Here is a 17,317-nt window from a genome sequence, read left to right on the forward strand (position 1 = left end):
CAAGCCCCCTCTCACGTTGGCATGCATTCCAATATGAGAGGGGGCTTGCTCCCGATGCTTTTAAGGCTCAAACCTGGGACTGCGCGCCTTCAAACCACTTGAGCTTCTCGCGCAACACCACCACCTCACCGACGATCACCAGTGTCGGCGCATGCACTTCATGCTCCGCCACCAGGCGCGGCAGGTCCGCCAGGGTGCCGGTAAATACACGCTGGTTGGACGTGGTGCCCTGCTGGATCAGCGCTGCGGGGGTGTCCGATGCACGCCCGTGCTTGATCAGTTGCTCACAGATGATCGGCAAGCCAATCAAACCCATGTAGAACACCAGGGTCTGCGACGGCCCCACTAGATCCTGCCAAGGCAGGTCTGACGTCCCGTTCTTCAAATGCCCGGTAATAAAACGTACCGACTGGGCATAGTCACGGTGAGTCAGCGGAATCCCGGCATAGGCCGCGCAACCACTGGCTGCGGTGATTCCCGGTACGACCTGGAACGGGATGCCATGGGCAGCCAACTCCTCGATCTCTTCGCCACCCCGGCCAAAGATAAACGGGTCGCCACCTTTGAGGCGCAGCACACGCTTGCCTTGCTTGGCCAAATCCACCAGTTGCTGGTTGATCTGGTCTTGCGGCACGGCATGATCGGCACGACGCTTGCCGACGTAAATTCGCTCGGCATCACGGCGGCACAGTTCGAGAATCGCCGGAGCGACCAGGCGGTCATACAGCACCACGTCGGCTTGCTGCATCAGGCGCAGGGCGCGGAAGGTCAGCAGGTCGGGATCACCCGGCCCTGCGCCCACCAAATAGACTTCGCCCGGCGCGTAGGGTGGCGCGCCGTTGACCTTCTCGATCAGCAAGCGTTCGGCTTCATCGCCCTGCCCGGCCAACTGACGGTCGGCGATCGGGCCCTGGAAAACCTCTTCCCAAAACGCACGACGCTGCTGAACATCCGGGTACAAGCCTTTGACCTGGGCACGAAAACGCGCCGCCAACCCCGCCAACTGACCATAGGTGGACGGAATCCAGGTTTCCAGCTTCGCTCGGATCAGGCGTGCCAGCACCGGCGCATCGCCGCCGCTGGACACTGCGATCACCAACGGTGAACGGTCAACAATCGCCGGGAAGATCACGCTGCACAAGGCTGGCGCATCCACCACGTTAACCGGCACGCAACGGCGCTTGGCATCGCTGGACACTTGTGCGTTCAGCGGCTCGTCGTCTGTGGCCGCAATGATCAGGGTGCAACCGTCGAGGTCCGCCTCCTGATAACCGCGTAAAATCAACTCCCCGCCACTCTCCAGTACCCGTTCACGCAACTGGTCTTCGATCTGGGGAGCAACAACCCGCAGCAACGCACCGGCATCGGCCAGCAGCCGGGATTTGCGCAAGGCAATCTCCCCGCCACCGACGACCAACACACGACTGCCGCGCAGGTTATGAAACAGCGGCAGAAATTCCATTTAGCGGATGACCTCAACGCCCGCCATGTAAGGCTTGAGCACTTCCGGTACACGGATCGAACCGTCAGCCTGCTGGTAGTTTTCCAGCACTGCCACCAGGGTACGGCCTACCGCAAGGCCGGAACCGTTAAGGGTGTGCACCAGCTCCGGCTTGCCGGTTTCCGGGTTACGGAAACGCGCCTGCATGCGACGGGCCTGGAAATCACCGCAGTTGGAGCACGACGAAATCTCGCGGTACTTGTCCTGGCTCGGCACCCACACTTCAAGGTCGTAGGTCTTCACGGCGCTGAAACCCATGTCGCCGGTGCACAGCGCCAGCACACGGTACGGCAGCTCCAGCAATTGCAGGACGCGTTCGGCGTTGGCGGTCAGGCCTTCCAGGGCTTCCATGGACGTCGACGGCTCGACCACTTGCACCATCTCGACCTTGTCGAACTGGTGCTGGCGGATCATGCCGCGGGTGTCACGGCCCGATGCGCCGGCTTCGCTGCGGAAGCACGGGCTGTGGGCCACGAACTTGATCGGCAGTTGCTTGGCGTCGAGGATCTCGCCGGCGACGATGTTGGTCAGCGACACTTCGGCGGTCGGAATCAGGTACAGGTCGGCTTCGCCGTCGCGGCTGATCTTGAACAGGTCCTCTTCGAACTTCGGTAACTGGCTGGTGCCCATCAACGCCGGCGCCTGCACCAGATACGGGGTGTAGGCTTCTTCGTAACCGTGCTCGCCGGTGTGCAGGTTGATCATGAACTGCGCCAGGGCACGGTGCATGCGCGCAATCGGACCGCGCAGCAAGGCAAAGCGCGCGCCGGACATCTTGGCCGCGGTTTCGAAATCCAGGCCGCCGGTCAATTCGCCCAGGGCGACGTGGTCCTTGATCTCGAAATCAAAGGCGGTTGGCGTGCCCCAGCGACGCACTTCGACGTTACCGTCTTCATCTTCGCCAATCGGCACGGATTCGTGCGGGATGTTGGGGATGCCCAGCAGGATCGAATCCAACTCGGACTGGATTTTTTCCAGCTCGACTTTACCGTCGGACAGCTCAGTGCCCATGCGCTCGACATCCGCCATCAGCGGCGCGATGTCTTCACCGCGCTGCTTGGCCTGACCGATGGATTTGGAACGCGCATTACGTTCAGCCTGCAGTGCTTCGGTGCGGGTCTGGACGGTCTTGCGCTGTTCTTCCAGCGCTTCGATGCGCGCAACATCCAAGGCAAAGCCACGGGATGCCAGGCGGTCCGCTACGTCCTGAAGGTTGCTACGTAACAGTTTGGAATCGAGCATGTCGGTCTCTCGTTTATCAAAGTTTGGTCAAGGACAGGCCAGCCCAGGTGGCGAGCAGCCCGCCGAACACGCTGATGCCCAGGTACCCGAAGGCTATCAGGGTCTGCCCGCTTTCCAGCAGGCGCAGCGTATCCAGTGAAAAGGATGAAAAGGTCGTCAGACCGCCTACAAAGCCGACAATCAAGCCAGCCCGAATTTCAATCGGTACTTCCGGGCGCAACAGGAACCAGCCATACAACAGCCCGATGATCAAACAGCCCACCAGGTTGACCGCCAGGGTCGCCGCATAAAAATGCTTCGGCCAGTTGGCGCTGACCCAGGTGCTAGTGGCGAAACGCAATAATGTACCAGCGATGCCGGCTGCGGACACGGCTAGAATCGTCTTGAACACTACTTTCTCCGTTGTTTAGGGCTGAGTCGATCGAGTTCGGCGAGGTGATTGAGCTTTTCACCGATCTTCAGCTCCAGGCCACGGGGCACCGGCTGATAAAGCGGAAGTGGCTCAAGGTCATCGGGGAAGTAGTCTTCACCGGCCGCATAGGCGTCCGGCTCATCGTGGGCGTAGCGGTATTCATCCCCATAACCCAGTTGTTTCATCAGCTTGGTCGGCGCGTTGCGCAGGTGCATCGGCACTTCGAGGGAGCCGTATTCGGCGGCGGCGCGCAAGGCCGACTTGAAGCCCATGTACACCGCGTTGCTTTTCGGCGCGCAGGCCAGGTAAGTGATGGCCTGGGCCACTGCCAGCTCGCCTTCCGGGCTGCCGAGGCGCTCCTGCACGTCCCAGGCGGCGAGGCACAGGCTCAGTGCGCGTGGGTCGGCGTTGCCGATGTCTTCGCTGGCCATGCGTACCACGCGGCGTGCCAGGTAGAGCGGGTCGCAGCCGCCGTCGATCATGCGCGCGAACCAGTACAGCGCGCCGTCCGGGTTGGAGCCGCGTACGGATTTATGCAAGGCCGAGATCTGGTCGTAGAAGGCTTCGCCGCCCTTGTCGAAACGACGGCGCGTGTCGCCGAGCAGGCTTTGCAGGAGGTCGACGCCAATCTCGCTGCCGTCTTCGGCCAGGTCGGAAGCGTTCTCCACCAGGTTGAGAAAGCGGCGACCATCACCATCGGCGGCGGTCAGCAGGATCTTGAAGCCCTCTTCGCTGACGCGAAGTTGCCGCTTGCCCAGGCCTTTGTCTTCACTCAGGGCGCGCTGCAGCAATTTCTGCATCGCCGCTTCGTCCAGGCTTTTCAGCACATAGACCCGCGCGCGCGAGAGCAAGGCGTTGTTCAATTCAAACGAAGGGTTTTCGGTGGTGGCGCCGATAAAAATCAGCGTGCCATCTTCCACATAGGGCAAAAACGCATCCTGCTGCGATTTGTTGAAGCGGTGCACTTCATCGACAAACAGGATGGTGCGCTTGCCGTACTGCCCGGCCTGCTGCTTGGCGACTTCCACCGCCTGGCGGATCTCCTTGACCCCAGCCAGTACCGCCGAGACCGTTTCGAAGTGCGCATCCGAGACCTTCGCCAGCAGCCGCGCCAGGGTCGTCTTGCCCACCCCCGGCGGCCCCCAGAAAATCATCGAGTGCAGCGCCCCCTGCTCCAGGGCTTCGCGCAAAGGCTTACCGCGAGCAAGCAGGTGTTCCTGACCGACGTACTCATCCAGGTTGGTCGAACGCAAGCGTGCGGCCAATGGCTGGGCAATCGGGTCACTTCGAAACAGGTCCATGGGCAGCGTGTTATTCCTGGATCACGTCGGCACCCTTGGGGATGTCGAACTTGAACTTGGCGGCGGGCACAGGCTGGTTGGCCTTGACCCCGGAGAACAGGATGTCGGTGCGTTGGCCGACACTGTCGACCAGACGCATATTGTTGATCACGCCATTGCCGAACGACAGGGACAGCGTATCGAACAGCGTGTCCTTGGATTTCGGCTTGAGGGTGAACTCGATCACGTTGCTGGTTTGCTTGGAGGTGATGTCGAAGCTGTCGTTGATCTTCGAGACATCACCCGAGAGCAGCAGCGCCGGGGTCTGGTTCAGGCGCGGGTCGAGCTTCTTGATGGTCGCCTGCTGCAAGTCAGGGTCCCACAGGGTCACCTTCTGGCCGTCGGACACGATGGTCTGCTCGGCCTTGCCTTCGGTGTGCCAGTAGAACAGGCCAGGACGCTGCACGGCCATTTCGCCTGCGGTTTCCTGCAACTGGGTGCCGCCGGCATCCAGGGTCAGCTGGGAGAAGCGCGCGGTCAGGGTCTGGGATTTGTCCAACAGGTTCTTCAGGCTCGCGACGGAGGCCGGGTCAGCGTGAGCCGAAACAGCAGTCAGGGCCAGTGCCGGCAACAACAGCATGCGGATAAGGCGCATGGGAGTCCTCATTGATTATTCAGGGCGCGCCGCGTGTTGCCACGCGGTGCGGGATCAGTCGCGCATCTGCCCGGGGGCGATCACTTCACGCGAACCGTTGGTGTTCATTGCGGTGACGACACCCGCCATCTCCATGGCTTCGATCATGCGGGCGGCGCGGTTGTAGCCGATTTTCAGTTTCCGCTGCACCGCAGAAATCGAGGCGCGACGACTCTCCAGCACAAAGGCCACGGCCTCGTCGTATAGCGCGTCGGTTTCAGCATCGTCGTCACCACCGCCGCCGCCGTTTTCAAAACCGCTGCCGGCTTCTTCGACGCCGTTGAGGATGTCGTCGTTGTACTCGGGTGCGCCGCGCAGCTTCCAGGCCTCCACCACGCGGTGCACTTCGTCATCGGAAACAAAGGCGCCGTGGACCCGGATCGGCAGGCTGGTGCCCGGCGGCATGTAGAGCATGTCACCGTGGCCCAGCAATTGTTCGGCGCCGCCCTGATCGATGATGGTCCGTGAGTCGATCTTGCTCGACACCTGGAACGCCATACGCGTGGGAATGTTGGCCTTGATCAAACCCGTGATCACGTCCACCGACGGACGCTGGGTCGCGAGAATCAAGTGGATACCGGCCGCACGGGCCTTCTGGGCGATACGTGCGATCAGTTCTTCGACCTTCTTGCCGACGATCATCATCATGTCGGCGAATTCGTCGACCACCACCACGATAGTCGGCAGCTTGGTCAGTTTCGGCGCTTCGTCATGAATGCTTTCGCGCTTGTACAACGGGTCATCAATGGTCTCGCCGCGGTCGTGGGCTTCCTTGATCTTGGCGTTGAAGCCCGACAGGTTACGCACGCCCATCTTCGCCATCAGCTTGTAGCGGCGCTCCATCTCGGCCACGCTCCAGCGCAGGGCGTTGGCGGCGTCCTTCATGTCGGTGACCACTGGGCACAGCAGGTGCGGGATCCCTTCGTAGATCGACAGCTCCAACATCTTCGGGTCGATCATGATCAGCTTGGCGTCTTCCGGGCCGGACTTGAACAGGATCGACAGGATCATCGCGTTCACACCCACCGACTTACCGGAACCGGTAGTACCGGCCACCAGCAGGTGAGGCATCTTCGCCAGGTCGGTGATCACCGGCTTGCCGCCGATGTCGTGGCCCAGGGCCAGGGTCACCGGCGACTTGAAGTTGTCATATTCAGGCGTCGACAGCACTTCGGAGAAGCGCACGATCTGACGATCTTCGTTGGGAATCTCGATACCCACGGTGGTCTTACCGGGGATGACTTCCACTACGCGCACGCTGGTCACGGCCAGGGAACGGGCCAGGTCCTTGGCCAGGTTGGAGATGCGGCTGACCTTCACACCGGCGGCCGGCTGGATTTCGTAACGGGTGATCACCGGGCCGGGGTGGATCGAGTCCACCGACACTTCGACGCCGAATTCCTTGAGCTTGATTTCCAACAGGTGACCGACGGCCGCCAGGGATTCCGGTGAATAGTTGAGTTGTTTCTTTTCGGCCGGGTCGAGGATCGAGATCGGCGGCAAAGTACCTTCGACGGCACTGTCGATGAACAGCGGCGCCTGTTTCTCTTTCTGCACGCGGTGGCTCGGCTCGGGAGCCTTGGGCGGAGCCGGCGCGATCACCGGCGGTACCTGCTTCTCGCGGTCCGACATGTGTTTGCTCAGGGCCTGCTCGCGCTCTATCAGGCGCTCCTTGACCTTGGCCTGCTCGCGCCGATCCGGCGTGCTCGGGGCCACGACCTCGTTGACGCGGGTGTCCACCTCGCGCAACTGGGCGACCATGCGCTTGCGATCGACACGGGCCGCCCACCAGCGGTTGGCAGCGCCCTGGAACAGTTCCAGCAGGTCGAGGGTGATCTTGCCGGTCACGTCCATCACCTTGAACCACGACAGGTCGGTGAACACGGTGAGGCCGAACAGGAACAAGGCGATAAACATCAGGGTGCTGCCCTGGATATTCAGGGTCTTGCGCGCCAGGTCGCCGAGGCTTTCGCCCAGCGCCCCGCCCGCGCCCGCCGGCAGGCCGGTCGGTGCATGAAAATGGATATGCGCCAGCGCCGCGCCGGACAGCACCAGGAACACCAGGCCGATCAAGCGCCAGGAAAACAGCCAGCCGCTCCACTGCCACGGCTCGTGGCGCTGGCGGAAGATCTGCCAGGTCTTGATCGCCAGCAGCAACGGGAAGATATAGGCGAAGTAGCCCAGCACCATGAACAGGATATCGGCGCTGTAGGAACCGGCAGGCCCACCGAAGTTCTGCACGTCTTCGATCTTGCTGTTGTGGCTCCAGCCCGGATCGTCCTTGCCGTAAGTGAGCAAGGCCATCATCAGGAACAGGCACAGGGCGCCGATAGCGATCAGCGCACCTTCCTTGAGGCGATAGTGCAGGTGCTGGCGCCAGGCCGGCACGACTGCTGCTTTAGGTGTTGCGGCGGATTTCTTCAAAACGGGTCTTTTCCTGCGCCTTTAGCGCGTCCATCTGTTGAATGACTGCAAATACTGCCCAATCCGAGCAGCTGAAAAATGAACGTGCGTCGTTGAATCTACTTTTAACATTGGGCGCTTGCTGGATGAAATGACGAAAGCGCCACAATGCCCGCATTGTACGGGTTTGTGCCGGCGATGCCACGCCCTTGCCCTTCACTCGGCAGCCTAGCCAAATTTTTGTCACAACATGTTCAATTTGAGCATGCATTGCCTTTGCTGACAAAGGCTTATGCGCTGTTTTTATCAATCAAGGCAAGCTTGGCAAATGGCCTGCATCGCACAGACCCGATTACGACCACGTCCCCGACACAGAGTTGCAGAAACACCTGCTCACGCTAATCCACGCCAATGGCCGATTCGGGCTGGCCCGATGGCCCCATGTCGACAATAATCAGCACTGCGCAAGCAGGTGCCATACCTGCCACTCCCCTCCCCTTCCGTAAGCCTGGATGCCATGCTGACCTGGTTACAACGCGATTCACTGACATTCCCTCCACTCGCCAAGGCGATGCGCGAACCCAATGGTCTGCTGGCTGCCGGCGGCGACCTGTCGGCCGAGCGCCTGGTACAAGCCTACCGCCACGGTTGCTTCCCGTGGTTTTCGGAGGGCCAGCCGATCCTCTGGTGGTCGCCCGACCCGCGCACCGTCATATTCCCCGACGAGCTGCATGTCTCCCGAAGCCTGGGCAAACTGTTGCGCCAGCAGCGCTACACCGTGACCTTCGATCAGGATTTCGCGGCGGTCATTCAGGCCTGCGCGGCACCGCGTGCTTATGCCGACGGCACCTGGATCACCGAAAGTATCCAGAGCGCTTACCTGACGCTCCACCAGCGCGGCTACGCCCATTCGGTGGAGGTTTGGGACAACGGCACGCTGGTGGGCGGGCTGTATGGCCTGGCGATGGGCCAGCTGTTTTTTGGCGAGTCCATGTTCAGCCGCGCCGACAATGCCTCGAAAGTTGGCTTTGCCACACTCACCCGACAACTGCAGGCCTGGGGCTTTGTACTGATCGACTGCCAAATGCCCAACGATCACCTCCATAGCCTGGGTGCCCGCGCCATATCCCGCAGCGACTTCGCAGGTTTCCTGCGCGACCATCTGGACCAGCCCAACGCTGGACCGTGGGTTTCCTAGGCGACTTCCGCGCTCCTGGCTTACACTTATTTCAAAGCTTATCCGAGGGTTGATCATGACCGAGTTGGCGCGTTTGAAGTTTTATGCCACTCAACCCCACTCTTGCAGCTATCTGCCCGACGAGCAGGCCACCACACTGTTCCTCGACCCCAGCCAGCCTATGGACGTGCATGTGTATGCCGACCTGTCGGAGATGGGCTTTCGGCGCAGCGGCGATCATCTGTACCGGCCTCATTGCCAGAACTGTAATGCCTGCGTCCCGGCACGTATTCCCGTGGCGCAGTTTCTGCCGGACCGCAACCAGAAACGCATCCTCAAGCGCAATGCCGACCTAACGGTGATGCCAACCAAGCCACGGTTCACCGAAGAGTACTTCGACCTGTACCAGCGCTACATCGAAGAGCGCCATGCCGATGGCGATATGTTTCCGCCCAGTCGCGACCAGTTCTCCACGTTCCTGGTACGCGACCTGCCGTTCTCGCGCTTCTATGAGTTTCGCGCCGACGGCCGGTTGCTGGCGGTGGCCGTGACCGATTTACTGCCTAACGGCCTGTCGGCGGTCTACACCTTTTACGAGCCCGGCGAAGAGCGCCGTAGCCTGGGACGCTTTGCGATCCTGTGGCAAATTGGCGAAGCCTTGCGCCTGGAACTGGAAGCTGTGTACCTCGGCTACTGGATCAAGAACTGCAAAAAGATGAACTACAAGACCCAATATCGGCCCATAGAACTGCTAATTAATCAAAGATGGGTCGTGCTTAACTAGAACCCCTTGGCTTAAACACCCTTTTTCGGGCACAATGCACGCCGCTTTTGCCTGGCGCAGTTGCACCGGGCCATTCACTGGATACCGAGGGCTTTACTGCATGTCGAAAGAAGACAGCTTCGAAATGGAAGGCACTGTCGTCGACACCCTGCCCAACACCATGTTTCGTGTGGAGTTGGAAAATGGGCACGTCGTAACCGCGCATATCTCCGGCAAGATGCGCAAGAACTACATTCGTATTCTTACCGGTGACAAAGTGCGCGTCGAGCTGACGCCCTATGACTTGAGTAAAGGGCGCATCACTTACCGCGCTCGCTAAGCAAGTCAATACAAGACGCCCGGTTATGCCGGGCGTTTTTGTGTGTGTGCGATTTGGCAGATACTGGTCAACCCTGTGGGAGCTGGCCTGCCTGCAATAGCGGTGTGTCAGCCAAGGAACCCTTTCCTGATCCACCGCTATCGCAGGCAAGCCAGCTCCCACATTTGATCTTTATTGACCTGAAGACCGCGCTGCACAATCAGAGATAGCAAAAAGGCGCCTTTCGGCGCCTTTTTGCTTTGTTGCAACCGCTATCAGGCCATTTCAGCCGTGGTCTCGAACTCGAAGGCCAGCTCGCCATCCTTCAGGTCGATATGCACCACGCCGCCATGATCGGAAAGCTCGCCGAACAGGATTTCTTCGGCCAATGGCCGCTTGATCTTGTCCTGGATCAGACGCGCCATTGGGCGTGCGCCCATTGCCGCATCGTAACCACCTTGCGCCAGCCAACTGCGCGCCGCGTCCGTAACCTCCAACTGCACGCGCTTGTCTTCCAACTGCGCCTGAAGTTCGGTAAGGAACTTGTCCACCACGCTCTTGATGACCTCATGACTGAGGCGACCAAACTGGATAATGGTGTCCAGACGGTTGCGGAATTCCGGCGTGAAGCTCTTCTTGATCACTTCCATCGCATCGGAAGAGTGATCCTGATGGCTGAAGCCGATCGAAGCCCGCGCAGCCGTTTCGGCACCGGCGTTGGTGGTCATGATCACGATCACATTGCGGAAGTCCGCCTTGCGTCCGTTGTTGTCGGTCAGGGTTCCGTGATCCATTACCTGCAGCAGCAGGTTGAAGACTTCCGGGTGGGCCTTCTCGATTTCATCGAGCAGCAGCACGCAATGCGGTTGCTTGGTGATCGCTTCGGTCAGCAGACCGCCCTGATCGAAGCCGACATAGCCCGGAGGCGCACCGATCAGGCGCGACACGGTGTGACGCTCCATGTACTCGGACATGTCGAAACGCACCAGTTCAATGCCCATGGCCTTGGCCAGCTGCCGCGCCGCTTCGGTCTTGCCGACGCCGGTCGGGCCTGCGAACAGGAACGAACCGACAGGCTTGTCCGGCGACTTGAGGCCCGCACGGGACAGCTTGATCGCGGTGGACAACGCATCGATGGCCGCATCCTGGCCGAACACGGTGAGCTTGAGGTCGCGCTCCAGGTTACGCAGCAACTCCTTATCGGAACTGTTGACGTGTTTTGGCGGAATCCGCGCGATCTTCGCGACAATGTCCTCGACCTGAGGCACGTCGATGCGCTTCACACGCTTCTCGACCGGCTGCAGGCGCTGGTAAGCCCCTGCCTCATCGATCACATCGATGGCCTTGTCCGGCATGTGACGGTCATTGATGTAGCGCGACGCCAGCTCGGCGGCGGAGCGCAGTGCTTCATCGGTGTACTCGATGCCATGGTGCGCTTCGAAACGCCCTTTGAGCCCCCGCAGGATACCGATGGTGTCTTCAACCGAAGGCTCGGAAACGTCGACTTTCTGGAAGCGACGCGCCAGGGCACGGTCTTTCTCGAAGATGCCGCGGAATTCCTGGAACGTGGTCGAACCGATGCAACGGATATCACCCGAAGACAGCAGCGGTTTGAGCAGGTTGGAAGCATCCATCACGCCACCGGACGCCGCGCCGGCCCCAATGATGGTGTGGATTTCGTCGATGAACAGGATCGCCTGCGGACGTTTTTTCAGCTCGCCGAGCAGCGCCTTGAAGCGCTTCTCGAAATCACCACGGTACTTGGTCCCCGCGAGCAACGCGCCCAGGTCCAAGGAGTAGACGACGCTGTTGGCCAGCAGGTCCGGCACCTGGTTATCGACGATGCGCTTGGCCAGGCCTTCGGCAATCGCGGTCTTGCCCACGCCTGCCTCACCCACCAGCAACGGGTTGTTCTTGCGACGACGCGCAAGGATCTGCGCTACACGCTCGACCTCAAGCTCTCGCCCCACCAGCGGATCGATCCGCCCCTGGCGCGCCAGTTCGTTGAGGTTGCTGGCATAGGCATCCAGTGGATTGCCCGAAGAAGAAGACTCACCGCCCTCGTCGTCCTGCATATCCTGCTCACCCTCGGAATGATCGCCGTGCCCGGGCACCTTGGAGATACCGTGGGCGATGTAGTTGACGACATCGATACGGGCAACGCTCTGCTGTTTCAGCAGGAACACTGCCTGGCTTTCCTGCTCGCTGAAAATCGCCACCAGCACATTGGCGCCTGTGACTTCACGCTTACCGGAGCTCTGAACATGGAACACGGCACGCTGAAGCACCCGCTGGAAGCCCAGGGTTGGCTGGGTTTCACGGTCTTCATCGTGGACTGGAATAAGTGGCGTCGTGGAGTCGATAAACTCCTGCAGGTCATGCTTGAGTTTGTCGAGGTTGGCGCCGCACGCACGTAGAACGGTAGCGGCAGCTTCGTTATCCAAAAGTGCCAGCAGCAGGTGCTCGACGGTCATGAATTCATGACGCTTCGAACGAGCCTCCTTGAAGGCAAGATTGAGGGTGACTTCGAGCTCGCGGTTTAACATAGCTTCACCTCATACCCAAGTGGTCGGCGTTAACCGTCCTTCTCGATTTCACAGAGTAGCGGATGCTGGCTTTCCCTGGCGTACTGGTTGACCTGCATGGCCTTTGTCTCGGCGATGTCGCGGGTAAACACTCCACATACTGCCCGTCCTTCTGTGTGAACGGCCAGCATTACCTTGGTCGCCAACTCGCGGTTCAGGTTAAAAAACACCTCGAGCACTTCGACCACGAAATCCATCGGTGTGTAGTCATCGTTGAACAAAACCACCTTGTACATCGGCGGCGCCTGTAAGGCAGGCTTGGCCTCCTGAACAGCAATGCCTGCAGAACCGTCGTCATCAGGTTCCTGATCCGGTCGATCCTGATTGAATGTTAGTCGAATCTGGCTGTTTGCATGCATGGAAAGAAAGGTTCGTCAGTGGTTCAAATACAGTGGTGGGGGCGACCTGTCAGAATTTCAACTCTGACCGACTGGTCGCCTTGACTATCGGCGAAACGGTGTTACAACCAATAGAACCCACAGTGGGTAAAAAAGGTCCGCGCAGTCAACCTTATTTATTCGGGTTAGGACGGATAAACTGGATGATACTCCAGTGATGGAGTCTGGTGCAGAGGGATATGGGTATGTCTGGCGTCAAGATCAAAGGCAAGGTCAAGTGGTTCAACAATGCCAAGGGATATGGTTTTGTTAACGAAGAAGGAAAAAGCGAGGACCTTTTTGCGCATTACTCAGCGATTATCATGGATGGTTACAAAACGCTGAAAGCGGGACAACCGGTCACCTTTGATATCATTCAAGGCCCCAAGGGGCTGCACGCCGCGAATATCGATACGGTGAAAGCAGAAGCCGATGCGAGCCCGGCAGTACGTGCGAGCGGCGTAGAAAAGAAACAAACGGCCTGATCAGCCGCCGAGCGTCCAGCGCGTTATAAAAAAACGGCCACCCCAATCAACTTGAGATGGCCGTTTTTTATGCCTGCGTGATTACATATGCGAAATCAACGCATCACCAAAGCCGGACGACGACACCAGCTTCGCGCCGTCCATAAGGCGCTCGAAGTCATAAGTTACCGTCTTGGCAGAAATCGCACCATTGGTGCCCTTGATGATCAGATCCGCAGCCTCGGTCCAGCCCATGTGACGCAGCATCATCTCAGCCGACAAAATCAGGGAGCCCGGATTGACCTGGTCCTTGCCCGCATATTTAGGCGCAGTACCGTGGGTCGCTTCGAACATCGCCACGGTGTCCGACAGGTTCGCACCCGGCGCAATACCGATACCACCCACCTCCGCCGCCAAGGCATCGGACAGGTAGTCGCCGTTCAGGTTGAGGGTCGCGATCACGTCATACTCGGCCGGACGTAGCAGGATCTGCTGAAGCATGGCGTCAGCAATCGCATCCTTGACCACCACGTTCTTGCCGGTCTTCGGGTTCTTGAACTGCATCCACGGACCGCCATCCAGCAGGGTCGCGCCAAACTCTTCAGCCGCCACTTCGTAGGCCCATTCCTTGAAGGCCCCTTCGGTGAACTTCATAATGTTGCCTTTGTGCACGATGGTCAGGGAGTCGCGATCGTTATCCACTACGTATTGCAGGGCCTTGCGTGCCAGGCGCTTGGTGCCTTCCAGCGATACCGGCTTGATACCAATCCCGCAATCCTGGTCGAAACGGATTTTGGTGACACCCATTTCTTCCTTGAGGAACTTGATCACCTTGATCGCTTCGGCCGAACCGGCCTTCCATTCGATCCCGGCGTAAATGTCTTCGGAGTTTTCGCGGAAGATGGTCATGTCCACATCGCCAGGCTTCTTGACCGGGCTAGGCACGCCTTCGAACCAGCGCACCGGGCGCAGGCACACATACAGGTCGAGCTGTTGGCGCAGGGCCACGTTCAGCGAACGGATGCCGCCACCGACGGGGGTGGTCAGCGGCCCCTTGATGGAAACCACATAGTCCTTGACCGCATCCAGGGTTTCCTGGGGCAGCCAGGTGTCCTGGTCGTAGACTTGAGTCGCCTTCTCACCGGCATACACCTCCATCCATGAGATCTTGCGCTTGCCGCCGTAAGCCTTTTCAACAGCTGCGTCGACCACCTTGATCATCACCGGGCTGATGTCGACGCCGATACCGTCACCTTCGATGTAAGGGATGATCGGTTGGTCAGGAACATTGAGAGAATGGTCTGCGTTGACGGTGATTTTGTCGCCGACTGCCGGAACCTGAATCTTCTTGTATCCCATGCTGAACTCCATCTATGGATTGAACATCTGGCTGCGTTCGAGCCTACTCCAGATAAATGGCGACTGAAACCTCACGCCATGCTCATTTGCATCGAAAACAGCATAATTTGTCGCCTACAAGCCTGAAAGAAAAGGCAAAATCGCCAATCTTGAGCACAACGTGCGACTTTGGTAGCAACTTCTGCCCTGCGACCTTTAGACCAATGGACGACACACCTTTTGTATGAAGGCTCAGCGTAAGCATAGCGACCTATGTATAATGCCGCCGCTGACCAAAGAGTCACGACGGCTGACCGCTCTAGACAGTAGCCTTCAGCCAGAAAGCAGGACTATTACAATAGTCCAAACGCTTGACGCTCGACTGATGCAACCCAACATCACCGCGAAGAAACCTCGACATTTCGCTCATGGATGACTTTGAACGAACGCGCTCCACCCGGCGCATCTCGAGTTTCTGCGCACGCTTTCAGCAAAGAAGAGAGTTAATCCGAATATGCCCACCCGCTCGAAGATCATCTACACCTTCACCGACGAAGCCCCGGCCCTCGCCACCTATTCACTGCTGCCTATCGTAGAGGCCTTCACCGCTTCCGCTGATATTGCCGTGGAAACCCGCGACATCTCCCTCGCCGCGCGCATCCTCGCAAGCTTCCCCGAGCAACTGGGCGCCAAGGCTATCCCGGACCACCTCGCCGAACTGGGCGACCTGGCCGTTACGCCTGAAGCCAACATCATCAAGCTGCCTAACATCAGCGCCTCGACCCCGCAGCTGCAAGCCGCGATCAAGGAACTGCAGGCCCAGGGCTATGCCCTGCCGGACTACCCGGAAACCGTAACCACCGACGCGGAAAAAGAAACCCGTGCACGTTACGACAAGGTCAAGGGCAGCGCCGTGAACCCGGTACTGCGCGAAGGCAACTCCGACCGCCGCGCACCGCTGTCGGTCAAGAACTACGCGCGCAAGCACCCGCACAAGATGGGCGCCTGGGCTGCCGACTCCAAGTCGCACATTGCCCACATGAACAGTGGCGATTTCTACGGCAGCGAAAAAGCCGTACAGATCGAAGCCGCTGACGCTGTCAAAATCGAGCTGATCGCCCAAGACGGCACCGCCACCGTCCTGAAGGAAAAGACTTCGGTACAGGCCGGCGAGATCATCGACACCGCCGTACTGAGCAAGAAAGCCCTGCGCGCGTTCATCGCCGCTGAAATCGAAGACGCCAAGAAACAAGGCGTGCTGCTGTCGGTTCACCTGAAAGCCACCATGATGAAGGTCTCCGACCCGATCATGTTCGGCCAGATCGTTGCCGAGTTCTATAAAGACGCCCTGACCAAGCACGCTACCGTGCTGGAGCAGATCGGCTTCAACCTGAACAACGGCATCGGCGACCTGTACGCTCGCATCAAGGCCCTGCCGGCCGAGCAGCAAGCGCAGATCGAAGCGGACATCCAGGCTGTTTATGCCGCCCGCCCTTCCCTGGCGATGGTCAACTCCGACAAAGGCATCACCAACCTGCACGTGCCGAGCGACGTGATCGTCGACGCCTCGATGCCGGCCATGATCCGTGACTCCGGCAAGATGTGGGGCACCGATGGCCAGCTGCACGACACCAAGGCTGTGATCCCGGATCGCTGCTACGCCACCATCTACCAGGCGGTCATCGAAGACTGCAAGGCCAATGGCGCTTTCGACCCAACCACCATGGGCAGCGTGCCAAACGTTGGCCTGATGGCGAAGAAAGCCGAAGAGTACGGCTCCCACGACAAGACCTTCCAGATCAAGGCTGACGGCGTAGTCCGCGTCACCGACAGCAAGGGCAGCCTGCTGATGGAACAGAAAGTCGAAGCCGGCGACATCTTCCGCATGTGCCAGACCAAAGACGCGCCGATCCAGGATTGGGTCAAACTGGCCGTCAACCGCGCCCGCGCCAGCAACACCCCAGCGATTTTCTGGCTGGACCCACAGCGTGCTCACGACGGCGTCGTGGTCGAGAAAGTTCAGGCTTACCTGAAAGACTACAACACCGAAGGCCTGGACATCCGCATCATGTCGCCCGTCGACGCGATGAAGTTCACCCTGGAGCGCACCCGCAAGGGCCTGGACACCATCTCGGTAACCGGCAACGTACTGCGTGACTACCTGACCGACCTGTTCCCGATCATGGAGCTGGGCACCAGCGCCAAGATGCTGTCCATCGTGCCGCTGATGAACGGCGGCGGCCTGTTCGAAACCGGCGCCGGCGGTTCGGCACCGAAGCACGTGCAGCAACTGGTGGAAGAGAACTTCCTGCGCTGGGACTCCCTGGGCGAGTTCCTGGCCCTGGCCGCTTCCCTTGAGCATTTGGGTGTGACGTACAACAACCCGAAAGCCCTGGTACTGTCCAAGACCCTGGACCAGGCCACCGGCCAGTTCCTCGACAACAACAAGTCGCCATCGCGCAAAGTCGGCAATATCGACAATCGCGGCAGCCACTTCTACCTGGCGCTGTACTGGGCTCAAGCCCTGGCTGCCCAGACCGAAGACACTGCGCTGCAAGCGCAGTTTGGCGAACTGGCTAAAACCCTGAGCGAAAACGAGGCGACTATCGTTGCCGAGCTGAACGCCGTACAGGGCAAGCCAGTGGACATCGGCGGCTACTACGCGCCGAACCCGGAGCTGACCAGCAAGGCCATGCGCCCAAGCACCACCCTCAACGCGGCCATTGCCAAGTTGAAGTAAGGTTGTAAGGATGCAAAGAAGC

15 protein-coding genes are annotated in these 17,317 nt (G+C 59.5%); 5 read left to right on the forward strand and 10 right to left on the reverse strand.

The genetic code is table 11. The features are described 5' to 3' along the window. Window positions 1-67: 67 nt before the first annotated feature. Genes cysG through PF1751_RS28915 form a run of 7 tightly spaced genes read right to left on the reverse strand, consistent with a single transcriptional unit; the run spans window position 68 to window position 7,803 of the window. A complete protein-coding gene (gene cysG, locus PF1751_RS16165; RefSeq protein ID WP_010209614.1) occupies window positions 68-1,462 on the reverse strand; it encodes a siroheme synthase CysG in 1,395 nt (464 codons plus the stop codon). Then, window positions 1,463-2,743 carry a serine--tRNA ligase gene (serS, locus tag PF1751_RS16170; RefSeq protein WP_010209612.1) on the reverse strand — a complete coding sequence of 427 codons (1,281 nt, stop codon included), beginning with the start codon at window positions 2,741-2,743 and terminating at the stop codon, window positions 1,463-1,465. 16 nt (window positions 2,744-2,759) lie between these two features. Then, complete coding sequence (crcB, locus tag PF1751_RS16175; protein WP_010209609.1) at window positions 2,760-3,134, reverse strand: fluoride efflux transporter CrcB; 375 nt, start codon at window positions 3,132-3,134, stop codon at window positions 2,760-2,762. Continuing rightward, a complete protein-coding gene (locus PF1751_RS16180) occupies window positions 3,134-4,456 on the reverse strand; it encodes a replication-associated recombination protein A (protein ID WP_010209607.1) in 1,323 nt (440 codons plus the stop codon). The genes crcB and PF1751_RS16180 overlap by 1 nt, the downstream gene beginning before the upstream one ends. Before the next feature lie 10 nt (window positions 4,457-4,466). Beyond that, on the reverse strand, window positions 4,467-5,090 hold the full coding sequence (gene lolA / locus PF1751_RS16185; RefSeq protein ID WP_010209605.1) for an outer membrane lipoprotein periplasmic chaperone LolA: 624 nt from the start codon (window positions 5,088-5,090) through the stop codon (window positions 4,467-4,469). 54 nt (window positions 5,091-5,144) lie between these two features. Next, complete coding sequence (locus PF1751_RS16190; protein ID WP_010209603.1) at window positions 5,145-7,553, reverse strand: DNA translocase FtsK; 2,409 nt, start codon at window positions 7,551-7,553, stop codon at window positions 5,145-5,147. Continuing rightward, a complete protein-coding gene (locus PF1751_RS28915) occupies window positions 7,528-7,803 on the reverse strand; it encodes a hypothetical protein (RefSeq protein ID WP_137205507.1) in 276 nt (91 codons plus the stop codon). The genes PF1751_RS16190 and PF1751_RS28915 overlap by 26 nt, the downstream gene beginning before the upstream one ends. A gap of 246 nt (window positions 7,804-8,049) precedes the next feature. On the opposite strand from PF1751_RS28915, the gene aat reads away from it, so the two are divergent. The 3 genes from aat to infA all read left to right on the forward strand — a co-directional run bounded on the left by aat (window position 8,050) and on the right by infA (window position 9,812). Continuing rightward, complete coding sequence (gene aat, locus PF1751_RS16195) at window positions 8,050-8,730, forward strand: leucyl/phenylalanyl-tRNA--protein transferase (RefSeq protein WP_010209601.1); 681 nt, start codon at window positions 8,050-8,052, stop codon at window positions 8,728-8,730. Between the two features lie 55 nt (window positions 8,731-8,785). Beyond that, a complete protein-coding gene (locus PF1751_RS16200; protein ID WP_010209600.1) occupies window positions 8,786-9,493 on the forward strand; it encodes an arginyltransferase in 708 nt (235 codons plus the stop codon). Window positions 9,494-9,593: 100 nt separating this feature from the next. Continuing rightward, window positions 9,594-9,812 carry a translation initiation factor IF-1 gene (infA, locus tag PF1751_RS16205; RefSeq protein WP_002553999.1) on the forward strand — a complete coding sequence of 73 codons (219 nt, stop codon included), beginning with the start codon at window positions 9,594-9,596 and terminating at the stop codon, window positions 9,810-9,812. A 254-nt stretch (window positions 9,813-10,066) separates the two neighbouring features. Here infA and clpA read toward each other — a convergent pair whose 3' ends face one another. Next, complete coding sequence (clpA, locus tag PF1751_RS16210; protein ID WP_044287353.1) at window positions 10,067-12,337, reverse strand: ATP-dependent Clp protease ATP-binding subunit ClpA; 2,271 nt, start codon at window positions 12,335-12,337, stop codon at window positions 10,067-10,069. Between the two features lie 29 nt (window positions 12,338-12,366). Next, a complete protein-coding gene (gene clpS, locus PF1751_RS16215; RefSeq protein ID WP_010209597.1) occupies window positions 12,367-12,735 on the reverse strand; it encodes an ATP-dependent Clp protease adapter ClpS in 369 nt (122 codons plus the stop codon). A gap of 224 nt (window positions 12,736-12,959) precedes the next feature. Here clpS and cspD point away from each other — a divergent pair, with 224 nt between their 5' ends. Beyond that, the gene (gene cspD, locus PF1751_RS16220) at window positions 12,960-13,238 is read left to right on the forward strand and encodes a cold shock domain-containing protein CspD (protein ID WP_029529108.1); all 279 of its coding nucleotides are present in this window, start codon (window positions 12,960-12,962) and stop codon (window positions 13,236-13,238) included. Window positions 13,239-13,319: 81 nt separating this feature from the next. Here the strand turns inward: cspD and icd are convergent, their stop codons facing one another. Next, window positions 13,320-14,576 (reverse strand): NADP-dependent isocitrate dehydrogenase, encoded by a 1,257-nt coding sequence (gene icd / locus PF1751_RS16225; RefSeq protein WP_010209595.1) that lies wholly within the window; start codon window positions 14,574-14,576, stop codon window positions 13,320-13,322. Between the two features lie 493 nt (window positions 14,577-15,069). On the opposite strand from icd, the gene PF1751_RS16230 reads away from it, so the two are divergent. Beyond that, the gene (locus PF1751_RS16230; RefSeq protein ID WP_044287354.1) at window positions 15,070-17,295 is read left to right on the forward strand and encodes an NADP-dependent isocitrate dehydrogenase; all 2,226 of its coding nucleotides are present in this window, start codon (window positions 15,070-15,072) and stop codon (window positions 17,293-17,295) included. Window positions 17,296-17,317: the final 22 nt, after the last annotated feature.

The organism is Pseudomonas simiae (assembly GCF_000934565.1).
Lineage (GTDB): Bacteria > Pseudomonadota > Gammaproteobacteria > Pseudomonadales > Pseudomonadaceae > Aquipseudomonas > Aquipseudomonas simiae.

Bases quoted from the DNA above. Each gene is read 5' to 3' on its own strand.
- cysG (WP_010209614.1), bottom strand. From the start codon at position 1,462: ATGGAATTTCTGCCGCTGTTTCATAACCTGCGCGGCAGTCGTGTGTTG.
- serS (WP_010209612.1), bottom strand. From the start codon at position 2,743: ATGCTCGATTCCAAACTGTTACGTAGCAACCTTCAGGACGTAGCGGAC.
- PF1751_RS16180 (WP_010209607.1), bottom strand. From the start codon at position 4,456: ATGGACCTGTTTCGAAGTGACCCGATTGCCCAGCCATTGGCCGCACGC.
- lolA (WP_010209605.1), bottom strand. From the start codon at position 5,090: ATGCGCCTTATCCGCATGCTGTTGTTGCCGGCACTGGCCCTGACTGCT.
- PF1751_RS28915 (WP_137205507.1), bottom strand. From the start codon at position 7,803: ATGCATGCTCAAATTGAACATGTTGTGACAAAAATTTGGCTAGGCTGC.
- aat (WP_010209601.1), top strand. From the start codon at position 8,050: ATGCTGACCTGGTTACAACGCGATTCACTGACATTCCCTCCACTCGCC.
- PF1751_RS16200 (WP_010209600.1), top strand. From the start codon at position 8,786: ATGACCGAGTTGGCGCGTTTGAAGTTTTATGCCACTCAACCCCACTCT.
- infA (WP_002553999.1), top strand. From the start codon at position 9,594: ATGTCGAAAGAAGACAGCTTCGAAATGGAAGGCACTGTCGTCGACACC.
- clpA (WP_044287353.1), bottom strand. From the start codon at position 12,337: ATGTTAAACCGCGAGCTCGAAGTCACCCTCAATCTTGCCTTCAAGGAG.
- clpS (WP_010209597.1), bottom strand. From the start codon at position 12,735: ATGCATGCAAACAGCCAGATTCGACTAACATTCAATCAGGATCGACCG.
- cspD (WP_029529108.1), top strand. From the start codon at position 12,960: ATGTCTGGCGTCAAGATCAAAGGCAAGGTCAAGTGGTTCAACAATGCC.
- icd (WP_010209595.1), bottom strand. From the start codon at position 14,576: ATGGGATACAAGAAGATTCAGGTTCCGGCAGTCGGCGACAAAATCACC.
- PF1751_RS16230 (WP_044287354.1), top strand. From the start codon at position 15,070: ATGCCCACCCGCTCGAAGATCATCTACACCTTCACCGACGAAGCCCCG.